The 14,868-nt window shown below is 56.6% G+C and carries 14 protein-coding genes; 2 read left to right on the top strand and 12 right to left on the bottom strand.

Annotation, left to right across the window (positions count from 1 at the left end):
* Positions 1 to 266: 266 nt before the first annotated feature.
* The 6 genes from ACZ0A4_RS02705 to ACZ0A4_RS02730 all read right to left on the bottom strand — a co-directional run bounded on the left by ACZ0A4_RS02705 (position 267) and on the right by ACZ0A4_RS02730 (position 7,719).
* Positions 267 to 653 carry a hypothetical protein gene (locus ACZ0A4_RS02705; protein ID WP_463572976.1) on the bottom strand — a complete coding sequence of 129 codons (387 nt, stop codon included), beginning with the start codon at positions 651 to 653 and terminating at the stop codon, positions 267 to 269.
* Positions 654 to 914: 261 nt separating this feature from the next.
* Entirely contained in the window at positions 915 to 1,646 is a 732-nt protein-coding gene (locus ACZ0A4_RS02710; RefSeq protein ID WP_414893946.1) for a hypothetical protein, read from the bottom strand.
* Positions 1,647 to 1,872: 226 nt separating this feature from the next.
* Positions 1,873 to 2,535 (bottom strand): hypothetical protein, encoded by a 663-nt coding sequence (locus tag ACZ0A4_RS02715; RefSeq protein ID WP_414893945.1) that lies wholly within the window; start codon positions 2,533 to 2,535, stop codon positions 1,873 to 1,875.
* Positions 2,532 to 2,792 (bottom strand): hypothetical protein, encoded by a 261-nt coding sequence (locus ACZ0A4_RS02720; protein ID WP_414893944.1) that lies wholly within the window; start codon positions 2,790 to 2,792, stop codon positions 2,532 to 2,534. The genes ACZ0A4_RS02715 and ACZ0A4_RS02720 overlap by 4 nt, the downstream gene beginning before the upstream one ends.
* Complete coding sequence (locus ACZ0A4_RS02725; RefSeq protein WP_463572977.1) at positions 2,789 to 7,339, bottom strand: RHS repeat-associated core domain-containing protein; 4,551 nt, start codon at positions 7,337 to 7,339, stop codon at positions 2,789 to 2,791. The genes ACZ0A4_RS02720 and ACZ0A4_RS02725 overlap by 4 nt, the downstream gene beginning before the upstream one ends.
* A gap of 116 nt (positions 7,340 to 7,455) precedes the next feature.
* Positions 7,456 to 7,719 (bottom strand): PAAR domain-containing protein, encoded by a 264-nt coding sequence (locus tag ACZ0A4_RS02730; protein ID WP_007920142.1) that lies wholly within the window; start codon positions 7,717 to 7,719, stop codon positions 7,456 to 7,458.
* A gap of 308 nt (positions 7,720 to 8,027) precedes the next feature.
* On the opposite strand from ACZ0A4_RS02730, the gene arfB reads away from it, so the two are divergent.
* Positions 8,028 to 8,441 (top strand): alternative ribosome rescue aminoacyl-tRNA hydrolase ArfB, encoded by a 414-nt coding sequence (arfB, locus tag ACZ0A4_RS02735; protein WP_007920134.1) that lies wholly within the window; start codon positions 8,028 to 8,030, stop codon positions 8,439 to 8,441.
* Here arfB and ACZ0A4_RS02740 read toward each other — a convergent pair.
* The 6 genes from ACZ0A4_RS02740 to phhA all read right to left on the bottom strand — a co-directional run bounded on the left by ACZ0A4_RS02740 (position 8,438) and on the right by phhA (position 12,855).
* Positions 8,438 to 9,625 (bottom strand): MFS transporter, encoded by a 1,188-nt coding sequence (locus ACZ0A4_RS02740; protein WP_186616396.1) that lies wholly within the window; start codon positions 9,623 to 9,625, stop codon positions 8,438 to 8,440. The two genes, arfB and ACZ0A4_RS02740, sit on opposite strands and share 4 nt — an antisense overlap.
* Positions 9,626 to 9,739: 114 nt before the next feature.
* Complete coding sequence (locus ACZ0A4_RS02745) at positions 9,740 to 9,922, bottom strand: hypothetical protein (RefSeq protein WP_463572978.1); 183 nt, start codon at positions 9,920 to 9,922, stop codon at positions 9,740 to 9,742.
* A gap of 70 nt (positions 9,923 to 9,992) precedes the next feature.
* On the bottom strand, positions 9,993 to 10,124 hold the full coding sequence (locus tag ACZ0A4_RS02750) for a hypothetical protein (RefSeq protein WP_256583563.1): 132 nt from the start codon (positions 10,122 to 10,124) through the stop codon (positions 9,993 to 9,995).
* A gap of 272 nt (positions 10,125 to 10,396) precedes the next feature.
* Entirely contained in the window at positions 10,397 to 11,590 is a 1,194-nt protein-coding gene (locus ACZ0A4_RS02755; protein ID WP_463572979.1) for an amino acid aminotransferase, read from the bottom strand.
* On the bottom strand, positions 11,590 to 11,946 hold the full coding sequence (locus ACZ0A4_RS02760; RefSeq protein ID WP_003222798.1) for a 4a-hydroxytetrahydrobiopterin dehydratase: 357 nt from the start codon (positions 11,944 to 11,946) through the stop codon (positions 11,590 to 11,592). The genes ACZ0A4_RS02755 and ACZ0A4_RS02760 overlap by 1 nt, the downstream gene beginning before the upstream one ends.
* Positions 11,947 to 12,063: 117 nt before the next feature.
* Positions 12,064 to 12,855, bottom strand: a complete 792-nt coding sequence (gene phhA, locus ACZ0A4_RS02765) for a phenylalanine 4-monooxygenase (protein ID WP_007920123.1) — start codon at positions 12,853 to 12,855, stop codon at positions 12,064 to 12,066.
* 391 nt (positions 12,856 to 13,246) lie between these two features.
* Between phhA and ACZ0A4_RS02770 the strand changes: the two genes are divergently transcribed.
* Complete coding sequence (locus ACZ0A4_RS02770; protein WP_463572980.1) at positions 13,247 to 14,806, top strand: sigma-54-dependent transcriptional regulator; 1,560 nt, start codon at positions 13,247 to 13,249, stop codon at positions 14,804 to 14,806.
* Positions 14,807 to 14,868 lie beyond the last annotated feature (62 nt).

Here is a 14,868-nt window from a genome sequence, read left to right on the forward strand (position 1 = left end):
GGTTATGCTTCCTGCATTGAGGTCTTAAGGGCAAAGGGGGAGATGATACTCGAAATAGGGATGGAGTTCGGTGCAGAGTCCAGATGCGCGTGAGTCCGTGAGCGGCTATCTTAAGGTGGAGTGAGGCTAGTCCCCGAGGATTTCCTCTCCTTGCAGGTGCTCAAAGGTGCAAACGCTAGATCGCGGTTAGCGCGTCCCGTTGCGGATGCTCACGCGGGACGAAGTTCCGCAACGGTTCGATTTTTCGAAAACTAAACCGATAAAAATCAGTCTTCAATCTCGAGGATTTTTATCTGTCGACCAATTATGTAAAGCTCTCCATCCTCGCGTATCTGGGCAAGTGAAGTAGGGTCGGCATCCATGTCGTAATTTCCATCAATTTCCACACACCAGACGTCGTCAAATTTCAAGATCCTAACCCCAGAGCATATCGAGTTAAACTGATTGCCTTTAACTTTTGCACTTAATTCCTCGACCGCCCCAACTATCACCTTTACTTTCTTCCATACGTTGCCTTTAACTCTATGATCTCTGGTATGGAATATTACTTGCGCGGCAAGGGGTTCGTTGGGAAGGTAAAAAAATTCGAAAGAAAGAATTAACCCATCTTCAAAACGATGAAAGGCCTCCGAAACCTTGCTTACTTGTTCCATAGACACTACCTATAGGTGGTGAGGATTGCATACCTGATTGGGTTACTCCTCATTTCTGATGGGCTGTACTTGGTTTGAGGTGGATGGCACCCCGGATCATGACTAGATGAGAAGTTGTCGATTCTACCAGGGACAGACTTCGTTTGTTTGATCTTCAATAGCTTGGTCTTTTTACGAGAGATTCTTTGTGCTTGTGCACGAAAGTCAAATTAACCATTGGAGCGCGAAGAGAGTAATGCAGCTTTAGGATTTTCTTTATATCTAAAGCATACGCCGTCTCACGAAAGGAGTTTTAAGTATAAATTCACGAGTAAACGGTGTTGGAGTAGGGGCGGGGTCGGCTTCAACCAAGTTATTCGCAAGCTCTGAAAATTCTACTATCTGTTCGGGAGGTCCAGAGATTAATATTGCTCGAGTGTCAGAGTGATCTTCACCTAGCATGACGACAATGCATTTTTTCGAACATAGTACTGCTATCACTTTATGAAATAACTTTAATGAGGAGGCTTGAGAGAAGTCTGTACCTGAAGCTCTATAAATTTCGCTAATTACACTGAGGATCTCTTTTTTATCACTTTCATCCAATTCCATCTCTGACAAAAATATTAATGCATTCCATCCTTTGTGTATGGCTGTCAAAAGTATTTTTATTTCTTCGATGCTGGAGGCAGTTGAGAGGTCGCAGAAATTATGCCTCCCCTCAATGTCTAAGTTTAATTCGAGGTGTCTTCTTTTGTTTGTCGCGTCTAAACCGATCTTTCCAAATGCTCTTTTATGTAAGTCTAGTTTCTTCGCAATACTGCTACTTGAATCGAGTTCGGCAGCAAGCACAGTATATATGTTATATCGAAAGAAAATGGGTCCCAAATAGTCAAAAATCGACCCGTAATCGTAGCCTGTAGCCAGATACCATAATGAGTCGCATGAGGTATCAAAGCGAAATCCACCAGATTTGGTAGCAAGAACAGACGCAATATCAACGATGGTTTTCATTGTGGCTACCCTTTTAATTCTTGGTTCTCATATGACTAATGTTCTTCATTTAAACCGTTAGAAAAGGAGGGGTGAGATTATCTTAATTTTTTCAAGGGTGGACTATATTCAAGAAATTCAATAAGCCAGGCCAGACTGCGTGGAGATTAATCACGCCATCTATAATCAACTCAATCAGCTTATGAAAATCAGTTGAAATCATATGTAGGCCAAGGCTTTTTGTAAGCTAGTGTATTGGGAGTTGAGATGGATTATCAATCATGATCCACTCCGCGGACTCCCCTGCAACACTGTAAAATTCGTCAAAAAAGCAATTTAAGTCGCTGGAAAAAACGTCAAATGCGCCATGCCCATATTCGCCAGAAATCTTCGTGATCGCGACATATCGGCAGGCATTTTTGAAAAGATTGTATGCCTCTTGGCTTATAGAAAAGTCATCGCTCTGCAAAAAAATAGTTAGGGTGGGAGGAGTAGGTTTTTCCACCCTTCGATGCCTTGAAAGTATTTCATACTTTTTGACGTCTATTTCGTATCGCCTATGTTCGCTCACTGCGCGCTCGAACTCCCCATCTTTATCCCTAAACATAAAAAATGGCATGTAGTGAAGTTTCTTGCTTGATGGTGGCTGAAGTTTTCCATTGATATCGATGTAGTAGCAATTGGTGATCAGGGATTTAATCGCAGCAGCGCCTTTCTCAGTTTTATCGAAACCGAAGGAGCCGCTTTGATCAACTGACGCCAGCAGTGCAAAATTGTCATTAATTTCCGCAGGGATATTCCTAATGCGGTTGCTAGAGGATTTTTTGAAATCATCGAATTTTGCCCGATGACAAATAATTTTGTAGTTTTTCAACTGCGCTGTGTCAGAAGTTGGATAGTGCGCGATCATTTTTTCAATGGCTTGACAATGTTTTGATTAATTGCAATGAGATCAACATGTTTCTTGTGCGAAAAGTTTCCGAGCACGTCTTGTAGATGGATGTGCTCTAACTCGTTGATCTCCATTTCGTAAGAAGCATTGATCAAAAATAATCCCAGGTTTTTTATCGTTTCCGGATCTGCGAGAAGTGAGATTTCATCCAGCTTGATGTTTTTATCAGTTCCGAAAGGAGTTCCATAAGCAGTAAAGTTTTTTAGTTTTTTCATAGTTTAAACCCCTGAGCTCGAAGGTAATCCTTTTCTTTGCGAGTCAAATCGGACACGTTGCCACGAGTGCCATGACTCTGAGATCCATCTTGGTTAACAACAACCTCTGCCTTTCTTGATTTACATTGGCAGTGAGCATGAGCCTGTTGATTTGTGTTCTCCACATGAGGAGGGTCTATTCGAATTCGACCTGTACCCACAGGCTCCCAACGTCCAGACTTCGCCAAGCCCAGTGGATCTATCCATGTTATCGGGTTCGGTGCATAAGCATAGAGGTTCATCCCACCCGCATAGCTAATCGGGTCCTGTGAAATGAAACGCCCCACCTCAGAATCGTAGTACCGATACCGATTGTAATGCAGCCCCGTCTCATGATCGTGATACTGCCCCTGGAACCGTATGGGGTTCTTCACGCCATGCTGCCGCGCCCACTCCGAACGCTGTTCCGTCGACTGTCCCCACGCCTTGTATTGCGCGGTCCAGGCAAGGTTGCCTTGCGAGTCCGTCAATTCCTGCGGCGTGCCGAGGTGATCACACTGATACCAGGCCAACGCATCAAACGGTAAAGCCGTTGCCTTGTGATTCCATACCGGGTCGTCATCGAGGCTGTATTCACCACTGTAATCCGGCAGCCCAATCAGATCGATCGGCGCGTGCCGCACAGCCTGTGCCACAGGGACAAAAGTGCCCGGTTCGAAGACGTAGTGCACCGTGCGACCCGGTTCCCCATCGCTTTGTGCCGGGCTGCTTTCCCAGGCGAGGTTGTCGCCATCCCAACCGTACAAGGTGAAGCCGCAGCCGAGTTCGCGTTGTTTGCGGGCGTGTTCGTTTCTGTTCCAGAGAGAGCCTGCTTCAGGACGCTGTTTGTAGTGCGCGCGCGAGTTTTTGTGCAGGCGGCGTCCCAGTGCGTCGTAGGCGAAATCAACGCTGAGGCGCGGGTCTTCGAAATGCACCAGTCGATCAAACAGGTCCCAACGCAGATCGCTGCGTTGGCCGTTGTGCCAGCGCTGGATCTGGTTGCCGCGTTCGTCGTAGTCGTAGTGGGTGCCGGCGTATTCGCGCAGCAGGTTGTCGACCAGTTTGCTGCGCGGTGGAGTCAGGTCCAGTGGGCGGCGAATCTCTGTCGCCTTGTCGTCGAGCAGGTTGCCGGCTGGGTCGAAGGCGAAGGTTTCCACGCCTTGACGTGTGGTGGCGCTGAGCAGACGACCGACAGGATCGTAGCGATAGGCGAGCGGGCCGCGGCGGCTGTCGTTGATGTCGGTCAGTTGGCCGGCAGCGTCGTAGCTGTACTCGCGTTTGAGCAGGGTGGATTTGTCGTCGCTGCGTCCCAGCAACTGTTCCTGCAAACGACCGGCCGGGTCCCAGCTCTGGGTTTGCAGCAGGTGGTTGCCTTGATGGCGGGCGACTTCGCGGTGCAGGTCGTCGCGTTCGTAGCCGATCAGTTCGTGCTCATCGAGGCGCAGGCCCAGCAGGTGACCGCTGCCGTACGTCAGCCAACTGACGCGGTGGCCGTCCGGGCGCACGGTAGCAACACGCTGATTGAGCACGTCGTACTCGTGCTGCCAGATTGCGACCGTAGGTTTTTCCAGACCGAGGTAATGCTGGTGTTCGCGCAGCAGGTTGCCGGCCGGGTCATGGAACCATTGCAGGCGGCTGTCGGCGTTGTCGGCCAGCACCAGGTTGCCGTTGCCGTCATAGGCAAAGGTTTCGCTTTGCGACTGCTCGCCCAGGGTGGCGCGACGCTCGGTCAAGCGGCCCATCGGGTCGAAGCTCAACGAGATGACGCGTTGGCCATTGATCGATTGCGCGAGGCGACCGGTGAGCGGGTCGTACTGATAACGCGTGCTGCGCCCATCGAAACCGCGCTCTTCGAGCAGGCGTCCGACCGGGTCGTAGTGGAAGTGCGCGCGTTGTTCGTTTTCGTTTTCCAGCGCTGTTAACCGTCCGAGACGGTCCCAGCGATAGCGCAGGGTTTGCTCGGCGGCATCGACACGTTCGGCGATCAAACCGGCAGCGCTGTAGCTCCACGTGGTGCAACGATCGAGAGCGTCGACGTGCGCCAGCAGCCGACCTTCGGCGTCTCGCTCGAAACGCTCTTCGGTCTTGTCCGGGTGCTTGATCAACACCAATTGGCCGGCCTTGTATTCGTATTCGGTGGCGTTCCCGGCAGCGTCGGTGAAGCAGACCATTTGCCCGAATTCGTTGTACTCCCAGGCGCTGGTTTTGCCCGAGCAATCGACGTACTCCACCAGTTGCCCGGCGTCGTTGTAGTCCAACGTCTTTTCGTTGCCGTTGGCGTCCTTGATCGCGGTGGGCTGGCCGGATTTGTTGTAGGCGTATTCGGTTTTGTTGCCGAGCGGATCGAGCGCTTCGACCAGGTTGCCTTGGTCGTCATAGGCGCGCTGCCATTGTCCGCCCTCGGCATCGCTGATCTTGATCAGCAGGTCCTGATCGTCGTAGGCGTGATGCATCACCGTGTGATCGGCGCGGATGTGTTCGAGCAGGTTGCTGCGTTCATCGTAGCTGTAGCGATCGGTGCTGCCGTCGGCATTCACACGGCGCACGATGTTCTTCGCCTCGTCGCGGAAGAACCACTCCGAACGCTCGTCGGCGTAACGGATGCGGTAGGTGTAGCCAAGGATGTCGTAGTAGTGCCAGGTCTCGTTGCCGAGCGCGTCAGTGACGTAGGTCAGACGGATGTTTTCGTCCCACTCCAGACGCGTGTCGAAGCTGCCGTCATCGGCCCATTCGCGCACGGCTTTGGCCTTGGCGCTTGAACCGTCCCACTGCAGGTTCATGCCGCGCCCGGTGCGGTCGGTGTAGCGGGTGATCAGGTGATGCTCGAACTGATACGACCAGACGGCGCCGTTCTCGTCCTGTGCCTGAATCAGGTCGCCATAGGCGTCGTACTGATAGGCGCAGAGCTGGCGCAGCGGTTCGCCGTCAACGATCTGCCAAAGGCCGATAAACCGGCCGTGCTCGTCGATCATCGTGCCGAGGTGCAAATGGACTTTGGTGAAGTCGTTTTCCTGATAGGTGATCAGGTCCGAGAGCAGGGAGTGTTCGCCGTGACGGTGCTCGTAATGCAGCATGATCCCGGCGCCGTTGCGCATCGAAATGTTGCTCAGCACATAGCGCTGGCCACGGCGGACGTAGGTTTCCTTGCGCTCGAAACCACGGCACAGCAACAACTGGTCTTCGCTGTTGCGGACCAGGGTGATGTTTTCGATGGCGTCGTAGTGGAACAGGCCGACTTTAGGCAGTGGGTAGCTGTGGTCGCGGCCGTCGGCGCCGTAGAACGTCAGACCATCGTCCACGCAGTCAAAACGTGTGGTGAATTCACTGATCCAGCGAGCGCCGAGTTCGCTCTGATCGTAGGCGTCGAGGCGTGAGTTGTAGGTGCGCGTCCATTCGATCGGGAAGGGGCCGGGCAGGCTGAAATCGGTATGGCTGAGGCTTTCTGAACCCAGGGCAAAGTTGATGCTGAATTCAGTGGCGCATTTACAGGGACCTTTCTCCGGATTGGGCGCGCTTTTCGCTGGGACTTGCTTGTTGTTAACACCCAGTTCGCCCTCCGCAGCCGTGTGGGTGGCCTTACCGGTCTTCTCGGTATGGACCGCGGCGTTCTGGCCATGGGCATTGCGCTTGCGCCACAGGGTCACGGCACTGGAGAGGATCTGCAGCAGCCAGCCGATGGAGTTCTGCACATTTTTATCGTCGAGCTTGCTCAACTGCGTGCGCAGTTCCGGGCCCATTGCGCGCAGTTTGCCGGTCTCGGTGGTGATCTGTTTCTGGAGATCGTTCGGCAGCAGGTTCTGCGCGACGCTGTTGACCATCCCTTTGCCTGCCGCTTTCAAGGCACTGTTGGCAGCCGCTAAGAAATTGTCGGCCGTCGCGAGGGGGTCGTTGAGCAGTTGGCCGCGCCCGACGCTTGCTCTTGCGCTGGCTTCCTCCAGATCACCCTTGGCATCCAGCCGGCCAAGGGCCGTTGTTTCGATACCGGTGGCAATCTCATTGATGATTTGTTCACCGAGCTTGCCAGCGTCCGCCAAAATGCCCGGTAACTTGCCTTTGGCTTGCTCAACAAAATCATCCAGCGTGCCGATAATCGAGGCGTTCAGGTGACCGACCAGCACCTCGATGACGGAAGTGCTGAGCAGCAACTTGCTGCTGGCCCTCATCTCCTGCCGCACCAGAAACAGCGTCGGGCGCAGGGTCATGCGCGCCGCTGCCATCGACGGTGGCAAAGGCAATACGCCAATCAGGTTGATACCGAGGCTGGCCCACGCGAGCAAGTCGCGTTGTTTGGCATCCGACAGGGTGACGATGTCACTCAGCGCATCGACCAAAGCCATGATGTTGCCGACCACCGGCAAGAAACCGGCGTAGTTCTTGATCCGGTCAAGCGTGACCACGCCATCGGTGGCGCATTGCAGCCAGGCATCGAAAGCCGCCGCACTGCTGGCGACGTCCTGAACGTCGATGGCATTGAGTGGAACGATGGCGGCTTGGGGCTCACGTGTTGCGACGGCAGTTTCAGTGGTCATCACGGCATCTCACCCGCAACAATGGCCGGGCTTTGAGGACAAAAAGTTGAAGACCTCAACGAGCGCGCGACAACAAGCCGCCTCTCAGAGGTACGCATCAAAGTGAAAAAACGGGATTAGCTGACGACAGCGCCTTTCGGGCCACTGGCGATCAGCGCGGCGCCGCAGGCGGTTTTCATGCCGTCCAGTGCGATGGGGGTGCCATCAACGGTGTAGGTGCTGCTGCCTTCGGCAATCGGGAAAACCCCTTTGCACAGCGGGCAACTGACCTTGTGACCGACCCCGGCAATCGGTTTGCCGTTGAGGTCGGTGCGGGAGAAGGCTTCGAGGACTTTGCCACCGTGAGTGGTGGAGTCGCCCAAGCGAATTGCGTCTTTCATTGCGTCATTCCTTTGACCGAGGGTGGCTGGCTCGGCGACCTACCCTGTCTTTCCTGCCTGCGTTCAGCAGGCGTTAGTGCCGATTAGATATCAAAATCCGTGCCAGCCACTATATGGCCATTACGCAGCAAGGGTTTGCGCCGGATGACTGCGGGATAAATCGATTTTTACTGGGGAAACCGCCTCAAAGTGCGCAAGAAGTTGCGCAGTTGGGCGGCTCCGAACAAGCGAAGGCCTAGGGTGGATCTTCAGCAGGTTCGAGGTCTGTTTCGCGGTATCCTGCGCATTCTGATTACGGACGCTTTTCCATGCTGGTGATTTCCAACAACGTGCATCTTCCCGATGCCGAGATCGAACTGACCGCCATTCGCGCGCAAGGCGCCGGTGGGCAGAACGTCAACAAGGTCTCCAGCGCCATGCACCTGCGCTTCGACATACCGGCCTCGTCGTTGCCCGAGTTCTATAAGGAGCGGCTGCTGGCGCTGCGCGACAGTCGCATCACCAGCGACGGCGTGTTGATCATCAAAGCCCAGCAATATCGCACGCAGGAAGCCAACCGCGCCGATGCGCTGGAGCGTCTGGTCGAGTTGATTCTCAGCGCCACCAAAGTCGAAAAGAAACGCCGTCCGACCAAACCGACCCTCGGCTCGAAGAAGCGCCGACTCGAATCGAAAACCAAGCGCGGCAGTATCAAGGCCGGGCGCGGCAAAGTGGATTTCTAGTCTTCGCGATACTTGGCGGTGTGCTTGTACAGATACACGCTCAGTGCCAATCCGCTTAGCGAGGCGAGGGCGGCGAAGAGGAAGATCGAAGCAAAACCGAAGCCTGCCGCAATCGCCCCGGCCAGCGGTCCGGTGATCCCCAGCGACAAGTCGATGAACAGCGAGTAAGCCCCAACGGCTGCGCCGCGACTGGAGGCCGGCACCAGATTCACCGCTTCCACGCCCAGCGCCGGGAATACCAGCGAGAAACCGAAACCGCTCAATGCCGCACCTGCCAGCGCCCAGTGCGCGTCGGGCGCGAGCCACAACAGCAGCAGACCGAGGGTTTCCACCGACAGGCAGGCAATCGCCACGCGAAAGCCGCCGAGGCGGTTGATCAGGTTGCCGAACAGCAATCGCGCACCGATGAAGCTGGCGCCGAACAGGCTCAGGCACAGTACGGCGTTGTCCCAATGCTGGGTCGCGTAATACAGGGTGATGAAGGTGGCAATGGTGCCGAAGCCGATCGAGCCCAGCGCCAGACCGCAACCGTGGGGAAACACTTTGCCAAGCACATGCATGAACGGCAGGCGTTCGCCGGCGACAATCGGTGCCGGCGTTTTTGGCCAGGCGAGCAACAGGCCCAGGGCGGCGAGCAGGATGATGCTGACGCCCATGCTCCACAACCCCAACTGGCCGACCAGCCACACGCCGAACGGGGCGCCGACCGCCAGTGCGCCGTAACTGGCGATGCCGTTCCAGGAAATCACCTTGGCGGTGTTTGCTGCGCCGACCCGGCCAATGCCCCAGCCGATCGAACCGGAGCCGACAAGGCTTTCCGCGCTGCCCAGTACCAGACGGCCGATCAACAGACTGATCAAACTGAACATCGGCATGCTCGGTGTCCACGCCGAAATCAGCATGAACACCCCGCTCAAGCCACACCCGGCAAGGCCAATCATCACCGCGCGTTTGCTGCCCTGGTTGTCGATGATCTTGCCGGCATACGGGCGGCTGAGCAGGGTGGCGAGGTATTGCACGCTGATCACCAGACCGGCAATCACCGCACCAAAGCCCAAGTCGCTGTGGACATAACCGGGCAGCACCGCGAGCGGAATGCCGATGTTCAGGTAACCGATAAAGGTGAAGAGGACGATGGAAACAACTTGCAGCGTGACCGCCAGGGGGCGCTGGGGTTCTGGCATAGAGGACGACATGGGGAACGATCCACGGGAGCGGCAGATTAGATAGGCTGCTTATGATACCGGCGCGGACGGATCTGGGGCGGGAAAAGTAAAACTATTTGCCGGGTGAGCGTTTCAGGATTTGGCCGGGGCAACCAGTTGTGTGGTGACCAGCGCCGCCAGGGCATTTTCTTCGCTGCCGAAACGTGCGAGCAGGGCGGCTTGTTTCTCGGGCGAGAGACGGTTCCAGATCGCGATCATTTTCTCGGTCGCGCCGATCAGGACGGCAGCTTGGCTTTCGGAGAATTCGTCGGTCATGGCGGGCTCGGGGTTCAGGCAGTGTGGAAAGCGCATGTTAGCGCTTTCCACACGGTCTGTACGACGGGTCTTACTCTTCGTTGTCGGCCGGGCGGCTCTCAACGGCTTCTTGCGGTTCGGGCTGCCCCGCGCCGGCTTGTTGCGTGGTCGTCTGCTCAGGTACGTGCAGGCTTGGGAAGGGGAGATTAGGAATCTCGTGCATGGTTGCGCTCCTCGCTAAGTCTGTTGATAGATCTGGTAGATCCGCGCTTCTTGAAAGCCTGCGCAGGATACAGCAGTAAAAATGACAATCAGACTTTTAATTCAAATTAATGCGACAGATGGCCGCAGGGGAGGGCAAAACCCAAAGGTCACCACAAACAAAATGTGGGAGCGAGCCTGCTCACGAAGGCAGTGTGTCAGGCAACATTTTCGTTGAATGACACGCCGCTTGCGCGAGCAGGCTCGCTCCCACAGGGTTTTATGTTGCAGTAACTATTTGCAGACGCAGGCGATGGCGTCGGCCAGCAGCGCGAGGCGCGTAGCGTCGATACCGGCAACGTTAGCCCGGCCCGAGCTGACCATGTACACGCTGTGATGCTCGCGCAGTTGTTTCACTTGCTCCGGCGACAGCCCTGTGTAGGAGAACATCCCGCGTTGCACGCCAATGTGCGCAAAGCGTTCACGCAAGCCGTGTGGCTCCAGCGCTTCAACCAGGCCGCTGCGCAGTTGCGCAATGCGCAGACGCATGGCTTCCACTTCATCGGCCCAGCGGGCTTTCAGCTCCGGGTCGGCGAGGATGGTCGCGACCACCGCAGCACCGTGATCCGGCGGCGTCGACCACAGGTTGCGGGCGATGTTGGCCAGTTGGCTGCGGATGTCGATGAGCTTGTCAGCGCTTTTCGCGCAGACGATCAGCGCACCAGTGCGGTCGCGGTACAGACCGAAGTTCTTCGAGCAGGAACTGGTGATCAGCAGCTCGGGCACTTGCGCCGCGAACAAACGGGTCGACCACGCATCTTGCTCCAGGCCATCGCCGAAGCCCTGGTACGCAAAGTCGATCAGCGGCAGCAGATTGCGCGCGCGCACCACATCGAGCACGCGCTGCCAGTCGTCATGGCTCAAGTCAAAGCCGGTCGGGTTGTGGCAGCACGCGTGCAGCAGCACCACATCACCTTTCGGTACTTGGTTGAGCACCGCGAGCATGGCGTCGACGTCGAGGCGGTTGTCACTGCCCACGTACGGGTAGTGACTGACCTTGACCCCGGCCGCGGCGAAAATGGTTTCGTGGATCGGCCAGGTCGGGTTGCTCAGCCACACGCCTTTGCCCGGCAGGCACTGGGCGATGAAGTCGGCCGCCAGACGCAGGGCACCGGTGCCGCCCGGCGTCTGGGTGGCGCCGGCACGTTGTTCGGCGATCAGCTTCGAGTCGGCGCCGAGCACCAGCTCATTGATGACTTTGCCGAACAACGGATTACCGTGGCCACCGATGTAGGTCTTGGTGTCCTGGCTTTCGACCAGCCGCGCTTCGGCGATTTTCACCGCTTCCGGGATCGGTGTCAGGCCCTGAGCGTCCTTGTAGACGCCAACGCCCAAGTCGAATTTGCGCGGATTGCTGTCCTGCGCATACGCCTCCATCAAGCCGAGGATCGGGTCGCCGGGTACCCGGCCGATGGCGTCGAAGTGCATTACTTGCGTCCTTCTGCAGTCTTGGCCACTTCGTCAGTGCGCGCGGCCATGATGAAGTCGTTGCGGTGCAGGCCTTTGATCGAGTGGCTCCACCAGGTAACGGTGACTTTGCCCCACTCGGTCAGCAGGCCCGGGTGGTGACCTTCGGCCTCGGAGATCTCGCCGACGGCGTTGGTGAACGCCAGCGCGTGCTTGAAGTTCTTGAACAGGAAAACTTTCTCCAGTTGCATGATGCTGTCGCGCACTTCGATGTTCCAGTCAGGGATCTGCTTGATCAGGATCGGCAGTTCTTCGTCGCTGACTTGTGGCGCATCGGCGCGGCAGGCTTCGCAGTGGGCTTGGTTCAAAGTGGACATGGTGTATTCCTGAAATCGAGTGTGTTTTTTTTATTAAAGCTTGTCGGCCGTCAATGCCGTCACGCTAAACCAAAGTGGCGGCGACTGACAGGCTCAATTGTCAGCAAAAGTCGCGGTTCACGCGGCTTTTGGTTTCGGCGGAAACTTCGGTGCGTGCAGACCCAGCTGCATGCCTTGGCGAACCATGGCCATGATGTCTTCGTGGGCCACATCGAACAGACGCTTAAGGTTCGGCAGGACAAAGTACAGCGGTTGCAGGATGTCGATGCGATACGGCGTGCGCATGGCTTCGAGCGGATCGAATGCCTGATGCTCAGGTTCGTCCGACAGCGAATAAACGGTTTCTTTCGGCGAGGACAGGATGCCGCCACCGTAGATGCGCTTGCCTTGCGGGGTGTCGACCAGGCCGAACTCGATGGTCATCCAGTACAGGCGCGCGAGGTACACGCGTTCTTCCTTGGTGGCCTGCAAACCGAGTTTGCCGTAGGTGTGAGTGAACTCTGCGAAGTACGGGTTGGTCAGCAGCGGGCAGTGACCAAAAATCTCGTGGAAAATATCCGGCTCTTGCAGGTAGTCCAGCTCTTCGCGGGTACGAATGAACGTCGCGACCGGAAATTGCTTGCTGGCCAGCAGTTCAAAAAAGGTCTGGAAGGGGATCAGTGCCGGAACGCGGGCAACCTGCCAACCGGTGGTCTCGCCGAGCACCTTGTTGATCTCGCCGAGTTGCGGAATGCGGTCGTGGGGCAGACCGAGTTTTTCGATACCGTCCAGGTACTCCTGGCAGGCACGCCCTTCAATCACTTTCAACTGGCGAGTGATCAGCGTGTTCCACACCGCGTGTTCTTCGGCGGGGTAGTCGATAAAACCTTGCGCATCGGGCTCGCGGGCCACGTATTGCGTCTGCTTCATACTGCTCTCCTGCTAGGGGAATTCGTTCTTGTTATGTCCAGCGATGGATTCAGAATTACCTGAGAGCGGGGTGATGTGCAGTGGGTTGAATTGCTTGTGCGTAGGAAATTTCTCTTCAAATCGTAAAATAATCGTTACGGTTTGAGGGATATCTCGCGTTTGCGGTGATTCACGGGTTTGAAAAGGCCGATGGCTGTCACATAATCTTGACAACTATCTGCGTGCCTCGGCAGAAAAATGGCTCCGGACGCACCGCAATACCCTGTGGGAGCGAGCTTGCTTGCGAAAGCGGTAGGACTGACACATCAATGCTGGATGTGCTGACGCCTTCGCGAGCAAGCTCGCTCCCACAAGGTCGGTATTCAACTCCCAATCTTGTCGGGCCTTATATATGCGCATCAAAGTCCACTGCCAGAATCGCATCGGCATCCTGCGCGACATCCTCAACCTGCTGGTCGCCTACGGGATCAACGTCGCGCGCGGTGAGGTCGGTGGCGAGCACGGCAACGCGATCTATCTGCACTGCCCGAACCTGATCAACATTCAGTTCCAGGCGTTGCGGCCGAAATTCGAGGCGATTGCCGGGGTGTTCGGCGTCAAGCGGGTAGGGCTGATGCCCAGCGAGCGACGGCACATGGAGCTGAACGCGTTGCTTGGCGCGCTGGAGTTTCCGGTGCTGTCGATCGACATGGGCGGCTCGATCGTCGCTGCCAACCGCGCGGCGGCGCAGTTGCTCGGGGTGCGCGTCGATGAAGTGCCAGGCATTCCGCTGTCGCGTTACGCCGAGGATTTCGACTTGCCGGAGCTGGTGCGCGCCAACAAATCGCGAATCAACGGCATGCGGGTCAAGGTCAAGGGCGACGTCTTTCTGGCTGACATCGCGCCGCTGCAATCAGAGCACGATGACAGCGAGGCCATGGCCGGCGCGGTGTTGACTTTGCATCGCGCCGACAGAGTGGGCGAGCGCATCTACAACGTGCGCAAGCAGGAGCTGCGTGGCTTTGACAGCATCTTCCAGAGTTCGAAAGTCATGGCCGCCGTCGTGCGTGAAGCGCGGCGTATGGCCCCGCTGGATGCGCCGCTATTGATTGAAGGCGAAACCGGCACCGGCAAGGAATTGCTCGCACGCGCCTGTCACCTCGCCAGCCCGCGCGGGCAGTCGCCGTTGATGGCGCTCAACTGCGCAGGCTTGCCGGAGTCGATGGCCGAGACCGAGTTGTTCGGCTATGGCCCCGGCGCCTTCGAAGGTGCGCGGGCAGAAGGCAAGCTCGGGCTGCTGGAGCTGACGGCGGGCGGCACATTGTTTCTCGACGGCGTTGGTGAAATGAGCCCGCGTCTTCAAGTGAAATTACTGCGTTTTTTGCAGGATGGTTGCTTCCGCCGGGTCGGCAGCGATGAAGAGGTGTATCTGGATGTGCGGGTGATCTGCGCCACTCAGGTGGACTTGTCCGAACTGTGCGCACGCGGCGAGTTTCGCCAGGATCTGTATCACCGCTTGAACGTGCTCTCCCTGCACATCCCGCCGCTACGCGAATGCCTCGACGGATTGACGCCGCTGGTCGAGCACTTTCTCGATCAGGCCAGTCGGCAGATCGGTTGCTCGCTGCCGAAACTGGCACCGGCGGCGATGGAGCGGCTCAGTCATTACCATTGGCCGGGCAACGTGCGACAACTGGAGAACGTGCTGTTCCAGGCGGTTTCGCTGTGCGATGGCGGCACGGTGAAGGCGGAGCATATTCGTCTGCCGGATTACGGCGTGCGTCAGCCGCTTGGCGATTTCTCGCTGGAGGGCGGATTGGACGAGATCGTCGGACGCTTTGAGAAAGCGGTGCTGGAGCGGTTGTATTCCGAGCATCCGAGCAGTCGGCAGTTGGGTAAGCGGCTGGGGGTTTCACACACCACCATTGCCAACAAGCTGCGTGAATATGAAGTCGGCAAAACCGAGTCATAGCCCAAACATGTGTTGGTAATGATGGCCTCTTCGCGAGCAGGCTCGCTCCCACATTTGAAATG

The organism is Pseudomonas sp. AC172 (assembly GCF_979258595.1).

Bases quoted from the DNA above. Each gene is read 5' to 3' on its own strand.
- ACZ0A4_RS02705 (WP_463572976.1), bottom strand. From the start codon at position 653: ATGGAACAAGTAAGCAAGGTTTCGGAGGCCTTTCATCGTTTTGAAGAT.
- ACZ0A4_RS02710 (WP_414893946.1), bottom strand. From the start codon at position 1,646: ATGAAAACCATCGTTGATATTGCGTCTGTTCTTGCTACCAAATCTGGT.
- ACZ0A4_RS02715 (WP_414893945.1), bottom strand. From the start codon at position 2,535: ATGATCGCGCACTATCCAACTTCTGACACAGCGCAGTTGAAAAACTAC.
- ACZ0A4_RS02720 (WP_414893944.1), bottom strand. From the start codon at position 2,792: ATGAAAAAACTAAAAAACTTTACTGCTTATGGAACTCCTTTCGGAACT.
- ACZ0A4_RS02725 (WP_463572977.1), bottom strand. From the start codon at position 7,339: ATGACCACTGAAACTGCCGTCGCAACACGTGAGCCCCAAGCCGCCATC.
- ACZ0A4_RS02730 (WP_007920142.1), bottom strand. From the start codon at position 7,719: ATGAAAGACGCAATTCGCTTGGGCGACTCCACCACTCACGGTGGCAAA.
- arfB (WP_007920134.1), top strand. From the start codon at position 8,028: ATGCTGGTGATTTCCAACAACGTGCATCTTCCCGATGCCGAGATCGAA.
- ACZ0A4_RS02740 (WP_186616396.1), bottom strand. From the start codon at position 9,625: ATGCCAGAACCCCAGCGCCCCCTGGCGGTCACGCTGCAAGTTGTTTCC.
- ACZ0A4_RS02745 (WP_463572978.1), bottom strand. From the start codon at position 9,922: ATGACCGACGAATTCTCCGAAAGCCAAGCTGCCGTCCTGATCGGCGCG.
- ACZ0A4_RS02750 (WP_256583563.1), bottom strand. From the start codon at position 10,124: ATGCACGAGATTCCTAATCTCCCCTTCCCAAGCCTGCACGTACCTGAG.
- ACZ0A4_RS02755 (WP_463572979.1), bottom strand. From the start codon at position 11,590: ATGCACTTCGACGCCATCGGCCGGGTACCCGGCGACCCGATCCTCGGC.
- ACZ0A4_RS02760 (WP_003222798.1), bottom strand. From the start codon at position 11,946: ATGTCCACTTTGAACCAAGCCCACTGCGAAGCCTGCCGCGCCGATGCG.
- phhA (WP_007920123.1), bottom strand. From the start codon at position 12,855: ATGAAGCAGACGCAATACGTGGCCCGCGAGCCCGATGCGCAAGGTTTT.
- ACZ0A4_RS02770 (WP_463572980.1), top strand. From the start codon at position 13,247: ATGCGCATCAAAGTCCACTGCCAGAATCGCATCGGCATCCTGCGCGAC.